Origin of the sequence: Curtobacterium sp. MCBD17_023 (assembly GCF_003224415.1) — a bacterium.
Classification (GTDB): domain Bacteria; phylum Actinomycetota; class Actinomycetes; order Actinomycetales; family Microbacteriaceae; genus Curtobacterium.
Genome location: NZ_QKLJ01000012.1, coordinates 1 through 19,626, shown reverse-complemented (window position 1 = coordinate 19,626; position 19,626 = coordinate 1). Strand labels below are relative to the sequence as shown.

Sequence of the window (19,626 nt, the reverse complement as noted above, 5' to 3'; positions counted from 1 at the left end):
TGCGTCGGCACCACCGTAGCGGGCGGACCCGGCCGTGTTCGGGAGCCGGTGAGTACGGTCTGGGGCATGGCGAGCCTCCAGACCACCCTGCTCATCCTCGGAGCGAGCGGCGACCTGTCCAAGCGGTTGCTGCTCCCCGGCCTCGCGACGCTGCTCGACGTCAAGGACGACTGGGACGTCCAGCTCGTCGGCGCCGGGGTCGAGGACCTGTCCGACGCCGACTGGAAGCACCTCGTGCACGAGGCCTTCGAGAACGCCCAGGCGTCGAAGAACGAGGAGGACGAGGGCGCGACCGGGGAGGGGAAGCTGTCACCGCGCCTCCAGGCCGTCGTCGACGGATCGTCCTACCGCAAAGCCGACGTCACGGACGCCGACGACCTGCGGACCCTGCTCGGCGACTGCCGTCACGACCCGGCGATCTACTTCGCCCTGCCGCCGGCCGTCACCGAGAAGAGCTGCGAGCAGCTCGCCCACATCGACCTGCCGGCCCGGACGCGGCTCGCGCTCGAGAAGCCGTTCGGCACCGACGCCGAGAGCGCCGGGCACCTCAACGACCTGCTGCACTCCTTCCTGCCCGAGGAGCGCATCCACCGGGTGGACCACTTCCTCGGCCGGTCGACCGTCCTCAACCTGCTCGGGCTGCGCTTCGCCAACCGCATCATCGAGCCGCTGCTGTCCTCGCAGCACGTCGCGCGCGTCGACATCGTCTACGACGAGACCCTCGGCCTGGAGGGTCGCGCCCGCTACTACGACAAGGCCGGGGCGCTCGTCGACATGATCCAGAGCCACCTGCTGCAGGTGATGGCCGTCGTCGCGATGGAGGCCCCGGCCTCGATCGACGCCGACGACCTCCGCACGCAGAAGGAGCTCGTGCTCCGCGCCGTCCGGCCGTGGGATGGGGACGTCGCGGCCGCGGGCAAGCGCGCGCGGTACACGGCCGGTTCGGTGGGGGACCGGTCGTTGCCGTCCTACGTGGACGAGGAGGGCGTGGACCCCGCCCTCGGCACCGAGACCCTGGCGCAGCTCAAGCTCGAGATCGCGAACTGGCGCTGGGCCGGGGTGCCGTTCACCCTGCGGTCCGGCAAGGCCCTGGGGAAGCAGCGCCGCGAGATCCTCATCACGTTCAAGGACTCGCCGCACGTCCCGAACGGCCTCACCGGAGCGGTGCTGCCGGACCGGCTCTGCATCTGGATCGCCCCGGACGAGATGCAGCTCGAGCTCAACGTCAACGGCCCGGGCGACCCGTACACGGTCGACCACACCGCGCTGACGACGACGTTCAACCCCGGACGGCTGAGTGCCTACGGCGAGGTGCTCGCCGGCGTCCTGGAGGGGGACGCGACGCTGTCGGTACGCGGGGACAGCGCCGTGCAGGGGTGGAAGGTCGTCGAGCCGTTCCTCGCCGCCTGGCGGGCCGGGACGACCCCGCTCGACGAGTACGCCGCCGGGTCGGGCGGGCCGGACAGCTGGGACAACGTCGACAGCTGACGGGACGGTCCCCGGGACGGGAGCGTAACGTCCGCAGGCGTGACCACGATCGACGCGATACTGCAGACCGTTCCCGAACCCGCCGGTGCCGACATCCGTGTCGAGACCGTGCACTACGACTCCGACGGCACCGACCTGGAGGGCGTGCTCGCGAAGGACGCCGCCGTCGCCGGCCCCCGTCCGGCCGTGCTCGTCGTCCACGACTGGCACGGCGTCAACGAACACGTCGAGGCACGCGTGACCATGCTCGCCCGCCTCGGCTACGTCGCCTTCGGCGCGGACGTCTACGGCGCGAGCATCCGCCCCGGTGACGACACCGCCGCCGAGGTCGCCGGCCGGTTCTACGGCGACAACGCCCTGTTCCGCACGCGCCTGCGCGCCGGACTCGACCGCCTGCTCGCGGACCCGGACGTCGACGCCACGAAGGTCGTCGTCATGGGCTACTGCTTCGGCGGGACCGGCGCACTCGAACTCGCCCGCACCGGTGCCGAGCTGGTCGGCGCGGTGGCGTTCCACGGCGGCCTGCTCACCCACGACCCCTCCGACGCGCACGACATCCGCGCGAAGCTCCTCGTGCTCACCGGCGGCGCCGACCCGGTCGTCCCGGACGAGGCCGTGCACGCCTGGCAGGACGAGATGCGCGGCGCTCCGGAGGTGGACTGGCAGGTCGTGACCTACGCGGACGCCATGCACGCGTTCGCCGTCCCCGGGACGAACGCACCCGACCACGGTGCGCAGTACCAGGAGCGCGCCGACCGTCGCTCGTGGCAGGCGCTGCAGGTGTTCCTCGCCGAGGTCTTCGACGAGGAACCGACGCTCGCCTGACCGCCAGCGACACGCCGGGCGCGCGGGTGGACGGTGCTCGATTGGCGCTGCGACCGGAGCTATTGTAGAGTCTTCCACGGCTCGCAAGGGCCACGCGCTCGTAGCTCAATGGATAGAGCATCTGACTACGGATCAGAAGGTTGGGGGTTCGAGTCCCTTCGAGCGCACAGTACCGCAACACCACGAAGGCCCCGGAGACCACCTCCGGGGCCTTCGTCGTCCTCCGGGGCACACGAGGCTGGATCACCCACCACGGTCGCCGGACTACACGGGGACCATGCCTGACGATCTCGACCAGACGGCCGCTCCGTTCCTCGACGCGCTGCGGGACCACCACGCCATGAACCGGTACAGCTTCTCGCCGCCCGGACACCGGCAGGGCCGCGGGGTCGACACCGAGACGCTGTCGGTGCTCGGGTCGGACCCGTTCCGCAACGACGTGCTCGCCAGTGGTGGCCTCGACGACCGGACGTCGTCGAACGGCTACCTCGCGACCGCGGAGGCCCTGATGGCAGACGCCGTGGGCGCGGACAAGGTCTTCTTCTCGACCTGCGGCAGCTCGCTGTCGGTCAAGGCGGCGATGCTCTCGGTCGGCGGGGTGGACGGCGGGATCGTCATCGGCCGGGATGCGCACAAGTCGGTCACGGCCGGCCTGGTGTTCTCCGGGCTGCAGCCCTACTGGGTCGAACCCCGGATCGACGCCGACCAGGGGATCTCGCACCCGCCGTCGCCCGAGGACTACGCCGCGGTCTGGGATGCCCACCCGGACGCGGCCGCTGCGCTGGTCGTCAGTCCCACCCCGTACGGCACCTGCGCCGACATCGAGGGCATCGCCGCGGTCTGTCACGAGCGCGGCAAGCCCCTCATCGTCGACGAGGCGTGGGGTGCGCACCTGCCGTTCTCCGAACACCTGCCCTCCTGGGCGATGAGTGCGGGCGCCGACGTGTGCGTCACGAGCGTGCACAAGATGGGCCTCGGCTTCGAGCAGGGCTCCGTCCTGCACCTCCGGGGCGACCTCGTCGACCACGACCACCTCTGGGCCTGCGCCGACATGCTCATGACCACCAGCCCGAACGTGCTCGTCTACGCCGCGATGGACGGCTGGCGGCGACACATGGTGCAGGACGGTGCCGAGCGGATCGCGCGTGCGATCGAACTCGCCGACCGCACCCGGGAGCGCATCGACGCCATCGACGGGATCAGCGTGCTGCACGACGAGCTCCTGCGCGCGGAGGCCTCGCACGAGCTCGACCCGATGCGCATGCTGCTCGACGTCCAGGCGCTCGGGATCAACGGGTACCACGCGCTCGACTGGATCCGGGAGCACCACCAGATCGACCTCGGGCTGTCCGACCACCGGCACCTGGGCGTCGACATCTCGATCGCCGACGACGAGTTCACGACCGATCGGCTCGTGCAGGCCCTCGAGGCCCTCGCTGCCGCGGCGCCCGGACTCGACCAGGACCCGCCGGTGCAGCTGCCCGGCCGCGCGGGCATCGTGCTCGAGTCGGTGGTGACACCGCGCGAGGCGTTCTTCGCCCCGGCCGAGTCCGTGCCGGCGGAGGAGGCGGCCGGACGGATCGCGGCCGAGCAGGCGACGCCCTACCCGCCCGGCATCCCCGCGTACGTGCCGGGGGAGCGGATCACCACCGAGGTCATCGAGTACCTGCGGAGTGGTCTGGAGGCGGGCATGGTCCTGCCGGACCCGACCGACGGCAGCCTCGGCACCATCCGCGTCATGCGCGACGTGCGGTAGCGGGCGGGCGGCCCGGCCACTCCGGCGACTCAGCCCGGCCAGCCCAGCGACTCACCCCGGCCAGCCCAGCGACTCACCCCGGCCAGACCTCGCGCCGCCACCGGCCGTCCGCGTCGCGCTCGTACGCCAGCCGGTTGCTCGGCCCGTCCGTCGCACCCTGCCAGAACAGCATCCGCAGTGGCGTCAGCGCGTAGCCGCCCCACGTCGTCGGCGGCTCGAGCGGGCCGTCGCCACGCTCCTCCCCGAACGCCGTCCACCGCTCGCGACGGACCTCGGCCGTCGCACCCGCCAGGTCGGCGTCGTTCACCCAGGCGAGCATCTGCAGGTAGCGGGTCCGCGCGTCGTAGGCGAGCCGGGCCTCCCGATCGGTGACCGGCGCGACGTCCCCGGTCACGACGAGCTGGCGGGCGGCCTCCGGCCAGACGATCGTCACGGAGGCCCGGGGGACGGCCGCCAGTTCGGCCGCCTTCCGGCTCCGGGTGTCGGTGTGGAAGTGCAGGCGCCGTCCGTCGAACCGGGACAGCAGGACGGTGCGGGCGGACGGGTAGCCGTCCAGCCCGATCGTGGACAGGGTCATCGTCGGGCCCGGTGCCGACCCGTCCACCGGGAGCCAGGCCGCGGCGAGCACGAGCGGGTCCGCGGGCGGCGGTCCGTCGACGGTCGCCGCGGCCTCGCCCGGCAGCACGGTCACCGCGGACCGGCGGGGTCGAAGCGGGCGATCTCGTGCAGCGAGGCCACCGCCTCGGCAAGGGAGTGCTCCCACAGGGCCGCGCCGTACGAGGCGGAGGCGCGGCTCGCGTCCCCGACCACGCCGGGTGTCCCGAAGTCGTCCGAGAGCCACCCGAAGGACACCGGGCCGCCGTTGAACGCGATCTTCGAGAACCCGGCGATGTGTTCCGGCACCCAGCGTTCCGCGAGCGTCATGTCGACGAGGTCCGGGCGCAGGTGCAGGATCATCGACGTCTCCGCCGCACCGCCGTGGATGCCGAGTCCGAGTTCGTCCGCGTCCTCGCCGTCCGGACCCGGCACGCGGGCGAGCGTCGGCATGAGGAACGTCTTCAGGCCGTACCGCTTCCGGATCTCGCGGAGGGCGACCTGCAGCAGCGCGACGTTGCCGCCGTGCCCGTTCGCGAACACGAGCGTGCCGGCCCCGGTGCGGGCGACGGCGCGACCGATCTGCACGACCGTCTCGAACATCGTCGACGCGTCGAGCCACACGGTGCCCGGCGCCCAGCTGTGCTCGTCGGACTTCGTGAACGCCAGGGTGGGCAGCTGCCAGACGTCGAGCCCCTCGGCCGCGGCCTGCTCGACCGCCGCGCCGCCGATGTGGTCGGCGAGCAGGAAGTCGGTGAGCAGCGGCAGGTGCGGGCCGTGGTGTTCGACGGCGCCGGTGGGCTGGACGACGATCGTGTCCGCCGTGAACACGGCGGCGACGGCCGGTCCGGACAACTCGGCGAGCTTCCGTGTGCCGCTCACTTGCCGAAGCCCGGGACGGCCGGCTGTGCCGACGCGGTCGACCCACCGGACTCGACGAGCGCCGGGTCGATGACGTGCCCGGGGTTGAGGAGCCCCTCGGGGTCGGTCTGCTGCTTCAGCGCGAGCAGCTCCTCCACCCCGTGGTCGACGTAGTACTGGTGCGGGCTGTGCACCCGGACGCCGAGGTCACGGAGCAGCGGGTAGCCGGCGTAGACGTCCTCCGCCCCGGTGTACGGCGCGGTGAGCATGCCGATCGGGCCGAGGTGCGCCGCCTCGATGTGCAGCATCGCGCCCGGGTAGACGGCCTCGACCTCGGCGATCCGGTCGATGAGCGCCTCACCGCCGACCTCGACGTGGAAGTACTCGGTGTCCGGCGTGTTCCGCTTCAGCCACCAGATCGGGTGGTTGTACGACAGCATCGACACCTTCGTAATCTGCTGCAGCCCCTCACGCACGTCCTCGACGGTGCCGCCGGCGAAGGTGATGAGGTCCTGCGCCTCGTCGAGCGCCGCCGCGTCGATGATGCCGCGCAGGCTGGCCCGGTCGGCGGCGATGGCCGGGTCCGTCGGCAGGGTGGCCGCGATCGCCGCGCGGTCGGCGCTGACGAGCCGCGGCACCGGGGTGAGGCCGCGCAGGGTGCGCACCGCGACGAGCGCCTGCTCGAACGTCGGGAAGGTCGCGTAGACGGCACGCCAGTCCTGCAGCGGTTCGAGCCGGACGGTCGCCCGGGCGATGACGCCGGCGGTCCCGTACGTGTGCACGAAGGGCTGCGCCTCGTCACCCTCGGCGTGCACCAGACCCGGCTCACCCGGCAGCGCGATGTCGAGCGCCGTGACGAAGCCCTGCCAGTTCGACCCGTGCGCGATCGACCCGGTGCCGCCGGAGCCGCCGGACAGGAAGCCGCCGATCGTCGACTGCGCGGTGGACGGGTACATCCACAGCTGTTGCCCGGCGGCCGCGGCGGCCTGCTCGAGGGCGACCATCGACGTGCCGGCCTCGGCCGTGATCCAGCCGTCCCCGACCTCGACGACGGCACGGGCACGGGAGGTGTCGAGGACCAGGCCGCCGTGCAGGGGGATGCCCTGCCCGTAGTTGCCGGTGCCCTTGCCCCGGGTGGTCACGGGGACGCCGTGCCGCACGGCGGCCTGCAGGGTGGCGGCGATCTCGTCGGCGCTCGCGGGGGAGGCGACGAGGTCGGCGAGCCCGAGCGGCAGCTGCTCGCTGAGGATCGGGCTCATGGTCGCCTCGTCGACGGAGGCGCGTGCGCGCGTCCGTTCGTCGGCGCTGACACCGCGCTCGCCGAGGAGGTCGACGAGCTCGGCGCGGAGCGCCTCGATGGTGGTGGGGGAGACGGAGACGGGGGTGACGATGGTCATGGCTGCTCCTGCTGCGAGGGAGGTGGGGGACCGACGGGAGGCCCGACACGCGTGCGGTGTCGCGCCTCCCGTCGGTGGATGGTCGGCCGGGCCGGACCGGCTAGAAGCCGAGCGAGATCGAGTCGTCGAGGAACTCGTTCGTGTACAGGTCGGAGGGCGCGAGGTCCTTCTTCATGTTCCCGCCGGAGCCGGAGAAGACGGGCGTGGCCTTCTCGATGAAGTCGGCCATGCGCTGCTCGTCCATGTCGCCCACGTACCCGTTGTCACCGTCCGTGGCGATGCCGCGCTTCTGCATCTGCTCGGCCGCGAACGCACCGACCTTCGAGTCGTACGTCCAGCCGTTGTTGTACTGCTGCACGAGCTGCGTGATGAGGTCGTTCGTCGCGGCGGGCGACTCCAGGTAGTCCACGTCGGCCTGCTGCATGACCGGCACCAGCTTCTCGAGGCACGGCTTCAGTTCGGACATCTGGTCCGAGCGGACGGACATCGTCTCGGGGTAGGGGTTCCAGCCGGTGCTCGAGATGAGGGCCGACTCGACCTTCTTGCCCCAGGCGGCGACCTGGTTCTTGTACACGTACGGCTCGGCGGTGGCGAAGCCCTGCTGGGCGTCCTTGCCGCCGGCTGAGACGAACTTGGACGGGGTGCCGTCGTAGCTGCCGTCGAGGACGCTCTTCGGCAGGATGCCGGACTGCTCGAGGTACGACATGTAGGCGGCGTCGTTGAAGTAGCGGACCACGCCGTCGTTCTCCTCGAGTGCCTTGCCGAGGCTCTCGATGCTGTCCACGTCCGGGTAGGTCGCCGGGTCCCACATGATCGCCATGGGGGACTGGTCGTTCTCGGCGAAGACGGCCGTCGTGGGCAGCTCGCCGGAGAACATGACCGCTTCGTCGGTGGAGACGTAGCCGAGCGTGATCGACTTGTCCTGGTACATCTGCGAGCTGACCTTGGAGTAGCCGATGGCCGGGCCGCCGGCACGGATCTCGAGCTTGACGCCGGTCGGCTTGCCGTTCGCGACCAGGTCGCCCGTGACGGTCTTGCCGGAGGCGTCGATCGCCGGGTTCGCGCCGAGCATCTGGTACAGGTGACCGTGCTCGCCCTCCGGGTTCCAGTCGGTCTGGACGACCACGGTCGCGGGGCAGACGTCGGACAGGTCGACGGCCGGGCCGGTGGCGGCGCTCGTCGCAGCGGTGGTGGTGGCGCTCGTCGCCGAACCGCTCGCGCAGCCGGTGAGGGCGATCGCGGAGACGGTGAGGGCGGCGGTGACAGCGCCGAGTCGGGTGGTGGTGCGCATGGAGGCTCCGTTCGTGGTGCGGGTCTCGTGGTGCTGGGGGCGGGTGCTGTGGGAGGGGAGGGGAGACGGGGATCGGCTCAGCCGAAGTCGTGCCAGCGGCCGACGGCCAGACGACCGAGCAGGCCGAAGACGAGGAACACCGCGACGCCGTAGAGCGAGGCGATGATGATGGTCGCGTAGAGCTCGGGTCCCATCAGCCGCGAGGCCGTCACCTGGATGAGGACGCCGAGGCCGGGGTTGCCGCGCTGGAAGAACTGGTCGCCGACGATCGCACCGATGACGCTGAGGCCGGCCGAGGTGCGCAGGCCGACGAAGATCGACGGCAGGGCGGCGGGGACCTGCAGCTTCACGAGCTGGGCGAACCGGCCGGCACGCTGCAGGCGGAAGAGCTCGCGCTGCCCCTTGTCGGCCGACTGCAGGCCGAAGAGCGTGTTCGACACCATCGGGAACAGGGCGATCATCACGGTGACGATGACGCGGCTCGTGAACTCGTACCCGAACAGGGCGCCGATGAGCGGCACGAGCGCCAGGATCGGCACGCACTGCAGCACGACCGCGTACGGGTAGAGCGAGTTCTCGAGCCACCTCGCCTGGGCCATCGCCATCGCCCAGAGGACACCGATGACGATGGCGAACAGGAGGCCGGTGAGCGAGACGACCGTCGTCCGGCCGAGTGCCGTCCACAGGTCGCTGCCGAAGGTCGAGGGTGCGCCGTTCATCCCGGTCGGTGCGACGATCGCCTTGAGCACGAGGTGCGGGTACGGCACGAGGAACGCCAGGCCCCGCACGTGGTCGTAGTAGGCGGCCGCGGCGTACCAGACGCCGACGAGCACCGCGAGGACGACGACGGGCTGCCACCAGGTGACCGACCGGCGGGTGCGCGGGGTGGAGCGACGGGCGGCGGTGCGCGCGGTGCGGCCGTCCGCGACCTCCTGCAGCGTGACCATCAGCGGTGTCCTTCCCGGAGTGCGTGCGAGACCTCGCCGACCAGTTCGGCGAACTCCGGCGTGAAGCGGATGTCGGGGTCACGGGGCATCGGGAACGGCACCGCGAAGCGCCCGACGATGCCGCCCGGACGGCCGGACATGACGACGACCTCGGTCGACAGGTAGACCGCCTCGGACACCGAGTGGGTGATGAAGAGCCCGGCGAACTGCTGCTCGACGAACAGGCGGAGCAACTCGTCGTTCAGGCGCTCGCGGGTGATCTCGTCGAGGGCGCCGAACGGCTCGTCGAACAGGAACAGCTCCGGGTCGAGCGTCAGGGACCGGGCGAGTGAGACGCGCATCCGCATGCCGCCGGAGAGCTGCTTCGGCAGGTTCGTCTCGAAGCCGTTCAGCCCGACGAGGTCGATCGCGTGCGCCGCCTTCGCGGCCCGCTCGGCCTTCGGCACGTCCCCGAGTTCGGCGAGGAGCTCGACGTTGCCCTGCACGGTGCGCCACGGCAGGAGGGTGGCGTCCTGGAACACGTACCCGATCCGGTCGGCGGCGACCCCGGCCGCGCCGTCGGACGCGGTCTCGAGGCCGGACGCGATCCGCAGCAGCGTCGACTTGCCGCAGCCGGAGGGGCCGACGACGGAGACGAACTGCCCGCGGTCGACGGTGAGGTCGACGCCCTGCAGCGCGATCGTGCCGTTGGGGAAGGTCATCTCGACGTTCCGGAAGTCGAGCAGCGTGTCCGTCGCGGTGACGGGGGCTGGTGCGGTGGTGGTCACGGGTACCTCGTGTTCTCGTGCATGGTGGTGCGCGGTCAGGGAACGGGGACGGTTGCGGGCTCGGGCACGGCGGGTGCCTGGGCGCGGGTGGGGGCGGCGACGCTGCGCTGCACCTCGGTGCGGGCGACGAGCCGCCCGCGGGACAGGACGATGCGGTCGGCCGGCGCGTTCGCGACCGCGTCGGTGACGCTGGTCGCGGCGACGGCGAGCAGGTCGGCGCGCGCCCCGACGACCGGGCCGGCGGCCGGGAGGCCCATCACGCTCCGGGCGGCGACGCTCACCATCGCGTACGCCTCGTCCGGCGTCAGGTGTCCGGCGGTGACGAGGAGGGATGCGGTCTCGAGCGCGTCGCTGCGGCCGACCGGGTTGAACGGGTCGCGGACGTTGTCGGCGCCGGCGGCCACCCGGACCCCGGCGGCGAGGAGTGCGCGGATCGCCGTCAGGCCGCGCGGCGTCGACACCGGGTGCTGCCAGCCCTGCAGGTAGAGGTTCGTGATCGGCAGCGTGATGACGCCGATGTCCGCGGCGGCCACGTCGGCGACGACCTCGGCCAGCCCCTCCGGGCCGAGCGTGCCGAGCCGGACGCAGTGGCCGGCGGAGTACTGGCGGTCGCGCGGCCAGTCGTGGACCGCCCGGGCGTAGTGGTCGAGCGTGACCGGCCCGTCGAGGCTCTCGTCGGCGTGCAGGTCGACCCCGAGGCCGCGGCGCCGGGCGATCGCGAGCAACCGGTCGACGTCGGCGAGCGGGTCCTCGGCGAGGTGCGGGGCGCCGCCGACTAGGTCGACGCCGAGGTCGAGCACCGCTTCGACGTGCTCGTCCGGCGCGAGCGGTCCGGCCAGGGCGACGAGCTCGATGTCCATGAGGTCGGCGAGTTCCTCGCGGACCTGCACGAGTGCCCGTGCTCCGCGGACGCTGTCGGCGACGCTCGCGGTGCCACCGTCGCTCAGGACGTCGACGTGGGTCCGGATCGCGGTCGTCCCGGCGGCGAGCATGGCGAGCGCCTGCGTCCGCGCCCGGTCGGCGATCTCCGCGACCGACATGGTCGAAGCGTGCGCCGCCCAGGCCGCGATGGCTGATCCGAGGTCGCCGAGCGGCGGCCGGATCCGGTCCGCGCTGAGGGCCTTGTCGAGGTGGGCGTGCGGCTCGGCGGGAGCGGGGAGCAGCAGGCGTCCGCTCAGGTCGAGCGTGTCCGCGTCGCCGGCTGCGAGCGTGTCGGCCGGAGCCACCGCGCTGACCGTGTCGCCGTCGATCGCGACGTCCACGAGCCTGCCGTCCGGCAGCAGCGCGGAGCGGAGGAGGGCGACCCGACGGGGCAGTGACGACTCCATGGGACCCTCTCGATCGTGTGTGACAATGTTGATCGCATCAACATCTTCGATGCTAGGGCGGCCGTGTTTCCCTCCGGTTTCGCGCCGGTTGCCGCCTGTGACGAGATGACGTGCACGGAACGCCCAGCCCCTCCCGTCCCCGATCGGAGCGCGATGCCCACCGAAATGACCGACACCGGACCGGCCACCGCTCCGACCCCCGCGGTCGAGCCCACGACCGATCGCGTCGTCGACGAACAGGCCCGCAGGATCGGCGCGCACGTCCGGACGCTCCGCCGCGCGGCACGGATGACACTCGTGCAGCTCGCCGAGCGCACCGGCCTGTCGCACCCGTTCCTCAGCCAGGTCGAACGGGGTCACTCCCGCGCGAGCATGGTGTCGCTCGAGAAGATCGCCGGTGCGCTCGACACCACGCAGGTCGCCCTCCTCGCCGCCGGGGCACCGGTCCGCCAGGAGCCCGACGACCGACGGCCCGAGGTGCTCCGCGCCGGCGAGGGCGCCCGCGGCCCGTTCTCGAGCGGCGAGGCGCGGCTGCTCGTGCACGCCGGACCACACGCCTTCGAGCCGCTCGAGTGGAAGGGCGACAACACCGACCTCGGCGAGTACTTCGAGCACCACGAGGACGAGTTCCTGACGGTGCTCGCCGGTGCCGTCGTGCTCGACCTGCGCGGCCAGGACGTGCTGCGGCTCGGCCCCGGCGACTCGGCGTACTACCGCGGCGGGACCGGACACCGGTGGTGCAGTGCCGACGGCAGCGCGTTCCACCTCATCGTCGTCAAGGAGACCCCGCGGTCCGGAGCCGGCGCATGAGCGCGGGCATCAGCAACGGCGCGTTCGGCACCGCCGTGCCGCAGACAGAGGCGCGACACCGGATGCGGATCGCGGCCCGGCGGCAGGTGGCTGCGGACGTCGTGACGCTCGACCTCGCCCCACTCGACACGGCGCCGCTGCCGGCATGGGAGCCCGGTGCCCACGTCGACCTCGGGGTGGCGCCCGGCGTCGAGCGACAGTACTCGCTCGTCACCACGACGGACGACGGACACTGGCGGGTGGCGGTCCTCCGCGAGGCGACCGGACGCGGTGGCTCGGTGGCCGTGCACGACCTGCTCCGCGTCGGCGACGACGTGACCGTGGGCGGCCCGCGGAACCACTTCGGCTTCGACCCCGGGCGTCCCGCGGTGTTCGTCGCCGGCGGGATCGGGATCACCCCGATCGTCGCGATGATCGCCGCGGCCGAGCGGTCCGGGACGCCGTGGGAGCTGCACTACGCCGGTCGGTCCCGCGACCGGATGGCGTTCGCCGACGAGCTCCTCGCGGCACACCCCGACCGGGTCACGCTCGCCGCCGCCGACGAGGCACCCCGGCTGGACGTGGTCGGGCTGCTCGCCGAACCGCGCGACGCCGTCGTCTACTGCTGCGGCCCCCGCGGGCTGATGGACGCGGTCGAGACCGCCGCCGCGCACTGGCCGGCCGGCAGCGTCCGGGTCGAACGGTTCGAGCCCGCCGCGGACGTCGACGCCCCGGGGGAGGCGTTCGAGGTCGAGCTCACCATCACCGGCACGACCGTCACCGTCCCCGCCGACCGGACCCTGCTCGAGGTGGCGGAGGACGCCGGCGCGTTCGTGCTGTCGTCCTGCCGCGAGGGCACCTGCGGCACGTGCGAGACGCCCGTCCTCGAGGGGTCGGTCGACCACCGGGACACCGTGCTCAGTCCCGCGGAGCAGGCCGACGACCGCACGATGATGGTCTGCGTCAGCCGCGCGGCGGCCGGGTGCCCGCGCCTGGTCCTGGAGCTCTGACCGCCGGACGCAAGGCCCGGATCCGGACGTGGTCCGGGCCTCCCGTCCGGCGCGTGGTCGCTCCGTCAGGGGCGCTCGGTCAGGGGCGCTCCGTGTCGTCGAGCGGCGCGCCCGTCAGCGCCGACAGGCGCTCCAGGCCGGCCTGCTCGACGAGTTCGCGAGCCAACGGACGGGCGCGCGCCACCGCCTCGCGGACGTCGACGCGGGTGACGTCGAAGTCGGCGAGGCTCAGTTCGCCGTCGACCCAGACGTCCTTGACCTCACGGCTGCCGGCGACGAACACGACCGCCTGGAACGGGTCGTGCACGTTGGCGAGGGTCGGGCTCTCGCCGTCGAACACGACGAGGTCGGCGCGCTTGCCGGGTTCGAGCGACCCGATCTCGTCCTCCATGCGCAGGGCCCGCGCGCCGCCGATCGTGCCCATCTCGAACGCCTCGCGCGCACTCATCGCGGTCGCCTGCAGGTCGCGGATGCGTGCCAGGAGCGCGGCGGTCTTCATCGCCTGCAGGAAGTCCTGCGAGTCGTTCGACGCGGGACCGTCGACGCCGATGCCCACCGGGATGCCGAGCGCGCGGAGTTCGGCGACCGGGGCGATGCCGCTCGCCAGGATCCCGTTCGCCACCGGGTTGTGCGCGACGCCGACGCCGTTCGCCGCGTAGGTCTCGCGGTCCTGACGGTCCATCCACACGCTGTGCGCGGCGATGACCGGCACCTCGAACATGCCCGTCGCCTCGGCGTACCCGATCGCCGTCCTCCCCGTGCGCTGGCGGGCGGCGGTGACCTCCTCGCGCACCTCGTGGAAGTGCACGTGCACGCCGTGGCCGCCGGCGACCGCGTAGTCGACGTGCTCCTGCCACGTCGCGTCGGTGTACCGGCCGATCGACGAGACGCCGACTCGGAACGAGCTGTAGCGGCTCGCCTCGGCGGCCTCACGAAGCGCGTCGAACTCCTCCAGGATCGGGGTCGCACCGAAGCCCCGGTCGACGTCCCCGGAGCCGAACGACACGACCCCGCGGAGCCCCAGCTCCTCGAGCGCCTGCACGACCCCCGGTGTCGCCGGCTCGCCGGGGATCGGGTCCGAGCAGAACATGTCGTTCGCCGTCGTCACGCCGCTGCGGAGCATCTGGATCCCCTGCAGCATGGTGCCCGCGTACGCCTTGTCGCGCGTCATCACCGGGTTGACGTGCGCGATGAGCGCGTTCAACCACTCCCACAGCGTGTACTGCGAGCCGATCCCCGTGATGAGCCCCTCGCTGAAGTGCCCGTGCGTGTTCACGAAGCCGGGCGTGACGACGTCGTTCGCCCCGCCACGCACGGCCACCTCCGGGTGCGCCGCCGACAGCTCGGCGAAGGTGCCGACCGCGGCGACCCGGGTCCCGTCGAGGAGCACCGCACCGTCCCGGATCGCGGACGGTGTGGCGGAGGCGTCGGGGGCGGCGGTCAGGACCCACCCGCCGCGGATCAGGGTCTGCGTCATGGGGAGAACCTAGGGACCCCGTGTTTCGCGGGTGTTCCCGTCCGGTTTCCCACTGGTGCTGGCGGGCGCCGGCGGAACGACGCGGAGAACGGCTGAAGGGGTCACAGTCCTGCGGGAAGGAGGTCGTGTCCCGATCCGCAGGTGTTCTGAGCCCTAGTCATGGTTGACATACTGAATGTAAGACGACAAGTATCGACGCCATGGCCAGATTCGCGGAACACAGCCGATGCCGAACGTTGATGACGACCGGAGGAGTCGGGCTGGTCACTGCTGCGCTCATCGCCGGGACAGCGGTCCCAGCGATGGCTGTGCAGCCGACACAGAAGGCACTTCCAGTAGTTCAGGAGCAGCACGTCGGTACGGACGGCGACGCCCCCGGGTCCGTCGCTACGCAGCGCGGTCGGCAGGTGTTCGAGAGCCTGTTCTTCCTGCAAGGCGGAGAACGCACACGGATGTTGCTCGAGAACACCGCCGTCTCCACGCTCACTGACAACGAGATCGAAGCCGTTCTGCTCCAGGTCAGCACGCCGACGTCCGTGGCGAAGGTTCGACAGATCGAGAAGCAACTGATCGAGCGCGATCCGGAGTACTTCACGGAGATCGGAGCGGCGGTCCTCTCTGGTGATCCTGTCCGGGTACAGCGGCAGCTGACCGGGGCCTACGACGAGATGTTGCGGACGCCGACGATGGCGCAGGCGGTCAAGTCGCTGGAGGCAGAGAGTACACATGTCCCGGGAGAAGTCGGAACGGACTGCGGCGTCGCCGTCGTCGTGGCACTAGGAGCCGTCATCGCAGTGACTGCGGTCGCGGCGGTGAACTACGCTCTCGCAGCCAACATCGCGCTCGGATTCAACGTCGCGGCCGGTGCGAACGTGGCGTACCAACACATCGCGGTCAAGAGCAAGTCGGCGGCGAACGCCGGCACCAGCGCCCGGTTCTCGGACGGGATCGTGGCAGCCGTCATCGAGCAGTTCGGCCACTGAGTTGCCACAGCTGACATGGGTGGGGGGGACGATCGGTCCTGGTGTCGCGAGGGGCAGTCGTCACGGCGAGCATGGTGGGGTTGACGCTTGCCTTCTACGTGATGCAAGGAGCGGTGAGCTTCACGCCGGCTGTGGTGCCTCCGGCCCGGAACGAGATCGCCCATGTGACCCGGCAGATGGCGCCGCAAGGCTGGGCGTTCTTCACGAAGGACGCCCAGAGCGCCTACATCGTCCCCTTCGAGGTGTCCGGAGGAAGGCTTGTCGATCGATCCGTCGCCGTCGGTGCGTCCTCGAACTGGGCCTTCGGCTTCAATCGCACGGGCCGGTCGCAGGGAGCTGAGATCGCAACCTTCCTCCACGGCGTCGGACAACGAACATGGACGAACTGTGAGACCGAGGAAGATTGTGATGCGGTGGCTGAGGACGCGAAACCGCTGCGGGTGGAGAACCCGCACAAGGAGCCGACGCTCTGCGGCAAGGTCCTCCTCGTCGCAGAGAAGCCCGTTCCGTGGGAGTGGAGGAATCTGCGGGCGAGGCCACTGCCCCAAGAGGCCGTCTTCCTGGATGTCGCATGCTGAACCGCCTCGGGCGCTACTGGCTCAGGCGGACATTGCGGCTACCGATGCCGTGGACCGCGACCCTCGGCGCGGCGCGGAGTCTGCTCTTCCTGAGTGCGGGACTGACGTACTTGCTCAGCCCGACCACGGTGCTCTTCACCCCGGTCGACGGGGCCTTGCCCGGTCGCTGCGCTGCCAGCGTGCATTGGATGGCCTGGCCGTGTTGGCTCCCGGAAGGGGTCGTCGCTGGTGGGCAGGCGACTGCCGGCGTGCTGTGTCTCATCGCTGCGTCTGGTTGGTTCCCAGCGCTGACTGCCGTCCCCATGGCCGTACTCCTCATCGCGCTGCCGCTGACGAGTGCGGCACCTGACGGCGGAGATCAGCTCGCGGGGATCCTGGGGTTACTACTGCTGCCGGTGAGTCTCACCGACTGGCGGCGGACCTCGTGGACGGCCGTACAGCCGGAGCGTGCTCTGGGCGCGCGCGTCCTCGTCGCGTACTCCGCCCTCGCGCTCGCGAAGCTGCAGATCGCGATTGTCTACCTCGTCGCCTGTCTCGGGAAGCTCAGCAGTGCAGAGTGGGTGAACGGCACTGCCCTCTTCTACTGGGTGCGGAACAACGTGTTCGGGGCACCGCCGCTCCTCCGGCCGGTGGCGGAATGGGTGACGATGCGCCCAGTGCTGGTCGCCGCTTCGTCCTGGGGAACGCTCGTGCTGGAGTTCAGTCTCGCGATCGCCGTGCTCCTGCCGACGCCGTTCCGATTGCGGATACTGCTGCCGATCGCACTCCTGTTCCATCTCGCCATCTGGCTGGTGCTCGGCGTGTCGAGCTTCGCGTTCGTGATGGGTGCCGCGCTGTTGATCTTGGTCGTCCCGGTCGGATGGTCACTCGTTCGACCGAGGATGTACCGGATCCGCTCGGGAAGAGAAAAGGAGACACCGGTATGACGGAGACGACGAACGGACCTGCCTGGATGAGGGTGCTCGGCGCTTTCCTCCTGCTCAGCTTCGGTGGCATGGTCGCCCTCATGGTCCTCCTCGTCCGTGAGATCGGAATCGGTCCCGCGACGTTGACGATGCTCCCCGCCGTGCTCGTACTCGGTGCCGGCTTCGTCCTCGTCACCGCCTCCGTGCGCGTGGACGTCGCTGACAGCGTCGACCTTCGGTTCTTCCCCCTCTGGCGTCGTCAGCTCGAGTACTCCGAGTTGGAATCCGTCAGGGTCGAAGAACAGAGTTGGTTCCGGTTCGGTGGTGTCGGCCTGCGGTGGAACGGCGCCGCGACGGGGCTCATCCTCGGGAACCGGCCGGCAGTCGTCCTGCGGACCCGGAGGAATCATGAATACGTGGTGCAGTGCAGTGATCCGGAGCGTGTCGCCGAACACATCCGAGCCCGTCTGGTCGCGCGCTGAGGATCGATCGAGCCCGCTCCGTAGCCGGACGAGGACCTCGGTCATGCCGCTCGGCGCTGTGGAAGACGACCCCTCGTCTCACTGCTGAGAACGATCGGCAAGCTGTCTCAGCGATGAGACGAAGCCGCGGGATGACGAAGAGGTCCCTGTTCGACACCGTCCCGAAACACCGCGCTGCTACAAACGCTGCATGCTCTCCGTCACCGGCGCACACCGCGTCCTCGTCGACCCGCGTACCGAGCGTGACGGCGACGTCGTGGTCGACGACGGCAGTGCGGTCGCGACGACGCTCGACGCCTCGGGATGTGTCGTCACCGCCGGCCTCGTCAACGCACACCACCACCTGCTGCAGACGGCGTTCCGGACCCTCCCCGGGACCCGCGGTGTACCGATGGCGGACTGGCTGCCGGCGATGGCCGGTGCGTACGGCCGGGTGGGCCACGACCCGGAGCTCTACGGACTGGCCGCTGCCGTCGGGGCCGCGGAGGGCCTCCTGTCCGGGGTCACCACCATCGCCGACCACCACCTCAACTGGCCGGCGGACGCGACGGCGGACGACACGGTCGCGCTCGCCGCGGCCACGGTGGACGCAGTCCGCGGACTCGGCGGGCGGCTGGTGTTCGTCCGGGGGAGCGCCCGGGACGACCCTGAGCGGGCGGCCGCGTCGGCGGACGCGATCGTCACCGGACTGCTCCACGAGGACGCGGTCGGCGGCGTCGACCCGGACGGACGACTGCAGGTCGCGGTCGGTCCTGCGGGCGTGCACTCGGACGGCGAGGCGACGTTCCGTGCCCTCGGCGAGGTCGCCGCCCAGCACGGCCTGCGCCGACGCACGCAGGCGAACGAACAGGTCGACACCGCCATCGCCCTCGAGCGGTACGGACGACGCCCGCTCGACCTGCTCGAGCAGTGGGGGTGGCTCGCGCCCGACGTCACGATCGCCCACCTGTGCGACGTCACCGACGACGAGGTCGCCCGCATCGCGGCTGCCGGGGTCACGGCCACGCACGCACCGGGGTGCGACGTGCCGATGGGGTGGGGGATCGCGCCGGTCGCGCGGCTCCTCGCCGCGGGCGTCCCGGTCGGTCTGGGCACCAGTGGCGGCGGCAGCAACGACGCCGGACACCTGCTCGCGGACGCCCGCCTGGCGATGCAGGTCTCCGCGCTCGTCGGGCCGCAGCTGCCCGCCCGACAGGTGCTCGGCACGGCGACCGAGGGGTCCGCCGTCGGTCTCGGGCGGCCGGAACTCGCACACCTCGGCGCCGGGTCGGCCGGGGACCTCTGCGTCTGGGACGTCTCCGGCGTCGCGGATGCCGGGGTCGCCGATCCGGTCGCCGGCCTCCTGTGGGCCTTCCCGGGGCGGCGGCCCCGCCACGTCGTCGTCGGTGGCCGCGTGGTCGTGCGGGACGGGAGGCTCGTCATGGCCGACGAGGGCGAGCTGGCGGCTCGCCTGCGCGAGCGGTTGGCACGGACACCTGCGTGAGCCGCCGCGCGGGGCGCTCGGGCCGGTCGGTGGCTTCGGTCAGTGCGCGCGGTTCAGCCGGTCCGCGAGCCGCCCGAGTGCCCAGTTGAGCAGGAACCCGAGCGCGCCGAGGACCGGGAGCACCGCGATGACGACCGTCCAGACGACCTTCGCCAGCTGACTCCGCGTCCGGTCGCGCCACAGGACCACCAGCGCCCCGACCTCGAGCAGCATGATCACGAGCAGCACCGCGGCGTGCGTTCCGACAGCCAGGTTCCCGAACACGTCCCACCTCCGCTGGAGGGCTCGGTCGCACTCCGCTCCCGGAGTGTAGCGGCGTCGGGAACGGCGGACGAGCCTCCCGTCGGCAGTGGTCGCCTCCCGTCGCTCCTGCCGTGGTTCCGTGATTCGCGCATCTCGACGGTCGAGGTGCGCGGATTCCGGAACCGGGAGGGACGGTGGCGGGGTGTCGTGGAACCCGGGCGTCTGGTTCCGGGGACGCGAGGACGCCGTCCCGCGGTGTGCGGGACGGCGTCCTGGTGGTGGTGCTGGGTGGTGCGGGGGTGTTACTTGATCTGGGCGGTGATGGTGGCGGTGCCGACGAGCAGGCCGCGCTTGACGGCGTCGGTCTTGAAGGTCTGGTTCAGCAGGTCCGCGGCGTCCTGGGAGATGTGGACGGTGGTGCC

General features: G+C 71.5%; 19 protein-coding genes and 1 tRNA gene. 11 read left to right on the top strand and 9 right to left on the bottom strand.

Annotation, left to right across the window (positions count from 1 at the left end):
• Positions 1–66: 66 nt before the first annotated feature.
• The 4 genes from DEI84_RS12285 (at position 67) to DEI84_RS12270 (ending at position 4,069) form a co-directional block, all read left to right on the top strand.
• Complete coding sequence (locus DEI84_RS12285; protein WP_110891029.1) at positions 67–1,488, top strand: glucose-6-phosphate dehydrogenase; 1,422 nt, start codon at positions 67–69, stop codon at positions 1,486–1,488.
• A 39-nt stretch (positions 1,489–1,527) separates the two neighbouring features.
• Positions 1,528–2,313 carry a dienelactone hydrolase family protein gene (locus DEI84_RS12280; protein WP_110891028.1) on the top strand — a complete coding sequence of 262 codons (786 nt, stop codon included), beginning with the start codon at positions 1,528–1,530 and terminating at the stop codon, positions 2,311–2,313.
• 94 nt (positions 2,314–2,407) lie between these two features.
• Positions 2,408–2,480 (top strand) — tRNA-Arg (locus DEI84_RS12275).
• Between the two features lie 110 nt (positions 2,481–2,590).
• On the top strand, positions 2,591–4,069 hold the full coding sequence (locus DEI84_RS12270; RefSeq protein WP_110891027.1) for an aminotransferase class I/II-fold pyridoxal phosphate-dependent enzyme: 1,479 nt from the start codon (positions 2,591–2,593) through the stop codon (positions 4,067–4,069).
• Positions 4,070–4,142: 73 nt separating this feature from the next.
• Here the strand turns inward: DEI84_RS12270 and DEI84_RS12265 are convergent, their stop codons facing one another.
• The 7 genes from DEI84_RS12265 to DEI84_RS12235 form a co-directional block, all read right to left on the bottom strand.
• Complete coding sequence (locus DEI84_RS12265) at positions 4,143–4,760, bottom strand: pyridoxal 5'-phosphate synthase (RefSeq protein ID WP_146236362.1); 618 nt, start codon at positions 4,758–4,760, stop codon at positions 4,143–4,145.
• Positions 4,757–5,545: a creatininase family protein gene (locus tag DEI84_RS12260; protein WP_110891026.1), complete on the bottom strand. Its 789-nt coding sequence runs from the start codon at positions 5,543–5,545 to the stop codon at positions 4,757–4,759. The genes DEI84_RS12265 and DEI84_RS12260 overlap by 4 nt, the downstream gene beginning before the upstream one ends.
• On the bottom strand, positions 5,542–6,921 hold the full coding sequence (locus tag DEI84_RS12255; protein ID WP_110891025.1) for an FAD-binding oxidoreductase: 1,380 nt from the start codon (positions 6,919–6,921) through the stop codon (positions 5,542–5,544). Before DEI84_RS12255 ends, DEI84_RS12260 begins: the two co-directional genes overlap by 4 nt.
• Before the next feature lie 100 nt (positions 6,922–7,021).
• On the bottom strand, positions 7,022–8,212 hold the full coding sequence (locus tag DEI84_RS12250) for an ABC transporter substrate-binding protein (RefSeq protein WP_110891024.1): 1,191 nt from the start codon (positions 8,210–8,212) through the stop codon (positions 7,022–7,024).
• A 77-nt stretch (positions 8,213–8,289) separates the two neighbouring features.
• Positions 8,290–9,159: an ABC transporter permease gene (locus DEI84_RS12245; protein ID WP_110891023.1), complete on the bottom strand. Its 870-nt coding sequence runs from the start codon at positions 9,157–9,159 to the stop codon at positions 8,290–8,292.
• Positions 9,159–9,926 carry an ABC transporter ATP-binding protein gene (locus DEI84_RS12240; protein WP_220032894.1) on the bottom strand — a complete coding sequence of 256 codons (768 nt, stop codon included), beginning with the start codon at positions 9,924–9,926 and terminating at the stop codon, positions 9,159–9,161. Before DEI84_RS12240 ends, DEI84_RS12245 begins: the two co-directional genes overlap by 1 nt.
• Before the next feature lie 35 nt (positions 9,927–9,961).
• Positions 9,962–11,254 (bottom strand): amidohydrolase family protein, encoded by a 1,293-nt coding sequence (locus tag DEI84_RS12235; RefSeq protein WP_110891022.1) that lies wholly within the window; start codon positions 11,252–11,254, stop codon positions 9,962–9,964.
• A gap of 153 nt (positions 11,255–11,407) precedes the next feature.
• Between DEI84_RS12235 and DEI84_RS12230 the strand changes: the two genes are divergently transcribed.
• Together DEI84_RS12230 and DEI84_RS12225 are read left to right on the top strand one after the other, a co-directional pair.
• Positions 11,408–12,064 carry a helix-turn-helix domain-containing protein gene (locus DEI84_RS12230; RefSeq protein ID WP_258371777.1) on the top strand — a complete coding sequence of 219 codons (657 nt, stop codon included), beginning with the start codon at positions 11,408–11,410 and terminating at the stop codon, positions 12,062–12,064.
• The gene (locus DEI84_RS12225) at positions 12,061–13,053 is read left to right on the top strand and encodes a PDR/VanB family oxidoreductase (RefSeq protein WP_258371776.1); all 993 of its coding nucleotides are present in this window, start codon (positions 12,061–12,063) and stop codon (positions 13,051–13,053) included. The genes DEI84_RS12230 and DEI84_RS12225 overlap by 4 nt, the downstream gene beginning before the upstream one ends.
• A gap of 79 nt (positions 13,054–13,132) precedes the next feature.
• On the opposite strand, the gene DEI84_RS12220 is transcribed toward DEI84_RS12225, so the two are convergent.
• Entirely contained in the window at positions 13,133–14,530 is a 1,398-nt protein-coding gene (locus DEI84_RS12220) for an amidohydrolase family protein (protein WP_110891020.1), read from the bottom strand.
• Between the two features lie 200 nt (positions 14,531–14,730).
• On the opposite strand from DEI84_RS12220, the gene DEI84_RS12215 reads away from it, so the two are divergent.
• The 5 genes from DEI84_RS12215 (at position 14,731) to DEI84_RS12195 (ending at position 18,961) form a co-directional block, all read left to right on the top strand.
• Positions 14,731–15,513 carry a hypothetical protein gene (locus DEI84_RS12215; RefSeq protein ID WP_146236361.1) on the top strand — a complete coding sequence of 261 codons (783 nt, stop codon included), beginning with the start codon at positions 14,731–14,733 and terminating at the stop codon, positions 15,511–15,513.
• A gap of 80 nt (positions 15,514–15,593) precedes the next feature.
• Positions 15,594–16,091 carry an SdpA family antimicrobial peptide system protein gene (locus tag DEI84_RS12210; protein WP_181420442.1) on the top strand — a complete coding sequence of 166 codons (498 nt, stop codon included), beginning with the start codon at positions 15,594–15,596 and terminating at the stop codon, positions 16,089–16,091.
• Positions 16,085–17,017 carry an HTTM domain-containing protein gene (locus DEI84_RS12205; RefSeq protein WP_110891017.1) on the top strand — a complete coding sequence of 311 codons (933 nt, stop codon included), beginning with the start codon at positions 16,085–16,087 and terminating at the stop codon, positions 17,015–17,017. Before DEI84_RS12210 ends, DEI84_RS12205 begins: the two co-directional genes overlap by 7 nt.
• Positions 17,014–17,478 carry a hypothetical protein gene (locus DEI84_RS12200; RefSeq protein WP_110891016.1) on the top strand — a complete coding sequence of 155 codons (465 nt, stop codon included), beginning with the start codon at positions 17,014–17,016 and terminating at the stop codon, positions 17,476–17,478. Before DEI84_RS12205 ends, DEI84_RS12200 begins: the two co-directional genes overlap by 4 nt.
• 190 nt (positions 17,479–17,668) lie before the next feature.
• On the top strand, positions 17,669–18,961 hold the full coding sequence (locus DEI84_RS12195) for an amidohydrolase family protein (protein WP_110891015.1): 1,293 nt from the start codon (positions 17,669–17,671) through the stop codon (positions 18,959–18,961).
• Positions 18,962–19,000: 39 nt separating this feature from the next.
• Here the strand turns inward: DEI84_RS12195 and DEI84_RS12190 are convergent, their stop codons facing one another.
• A complete protein-coding gene (locus DEI84_RS12190) occupies positions 19,001–19,225 on the bottom strand; it encodes a PLDc N-terminal domain-containing protein (protein WP_110826029.1) in 225 nt (74 codons plus the stop codon).
• Between the last annotated feature and the right edge of the window lie 401 nt (positions 19,226–19,626).

Coding starts and splice junctions, on each gene's coding strand:
- DEI84_RS12220 (WP_110891020.1), bottom strand. CDS start 14,530: ATGACGCAGACCCTGATCCGCGGCGGGTGGGTCCTGACCGCCGCCCCC.
- DEI84_RS12205 (WP_110891017.1), top strand. CDS start 16,085: ATGCTGAACCGCCTCGGGCGCTACTGGCTCAGGCGGACATTGCGGCTA.
- DEI84_RS12195 (WP_110891015.1), top strand. CDS start 17,669: ATGCTCTCCGTCACCGGCGCACACCGCGTCCTCGTCGACCCGCGTACC.
- DEI84_RS12250 (WP_110891024.1), bottom strand. CDS start 8,212: ATGCGCACCACCACCCGACTCGGCGCTGTCACCGCCGCCCTCACCGTC.
- DEI84_RS12225 (WP_258371776.1), top strand. CDS start 12,061: ATGAGCGCGGGCATCAGCAACGGCGCGTTCGGCACCGCCGTGCCGCAG.
- DEI84_RS12255 (WP_110891025.1), bottom strand. CDS start 6,921: ATGACCATCGTCACCCCCGTCTCCGTCTCCCCCACCACCATCGAGGCG.
- DEI84_RS12235 (WP_110891022.1), bottom strand. CDS start 11,254: ATGGAGTCGTCACTGCCCCGTCGGGTCGCCCTCCTCCGCTCCGCGCTG.
- DEI84_RS12285 (WP_110891029.1), top strand. CDS start 67: ATGGCGAGCCTCCAGACCACCCTGCTCATCCTCGGAGCGAGCGGCGAC.
- DEI84_RS12200 (WP_110891016.1), top strand. CDS start 17,014: ATGACGGAGACGACGAACGGACCTGCCTGGATGAGGGTGCTCGGCGCT.
- DEI84_RS12245 (WP_110891023.1), bottom strand. CDS start 9,159: ATGGTCACGCTGCAGGAGGTCGCGGACGGCCGCACCGCGCGCACCGCC.
- DEI84_RS12215 (WP_146236361.1), top strand. CDS start 14,731: ATGGCCAGATTCGCGGAACACAGCCGATGCCGAACGTTGATGACGACC.
- DEI84_RS12230 (WP_258371777.1), top strand. CDS start 11,408: ATGCCCACCGAAATGACCGACACCGGACCGGCCACCGCTCCGACCCCC.
- DEI84_RS12270 (WP_110891027.1), top strand. CDS start 2,591: ATGCCTGACGATCTCGACCAGACGGCCGCTCCGTTCCTCGACGCGCTG.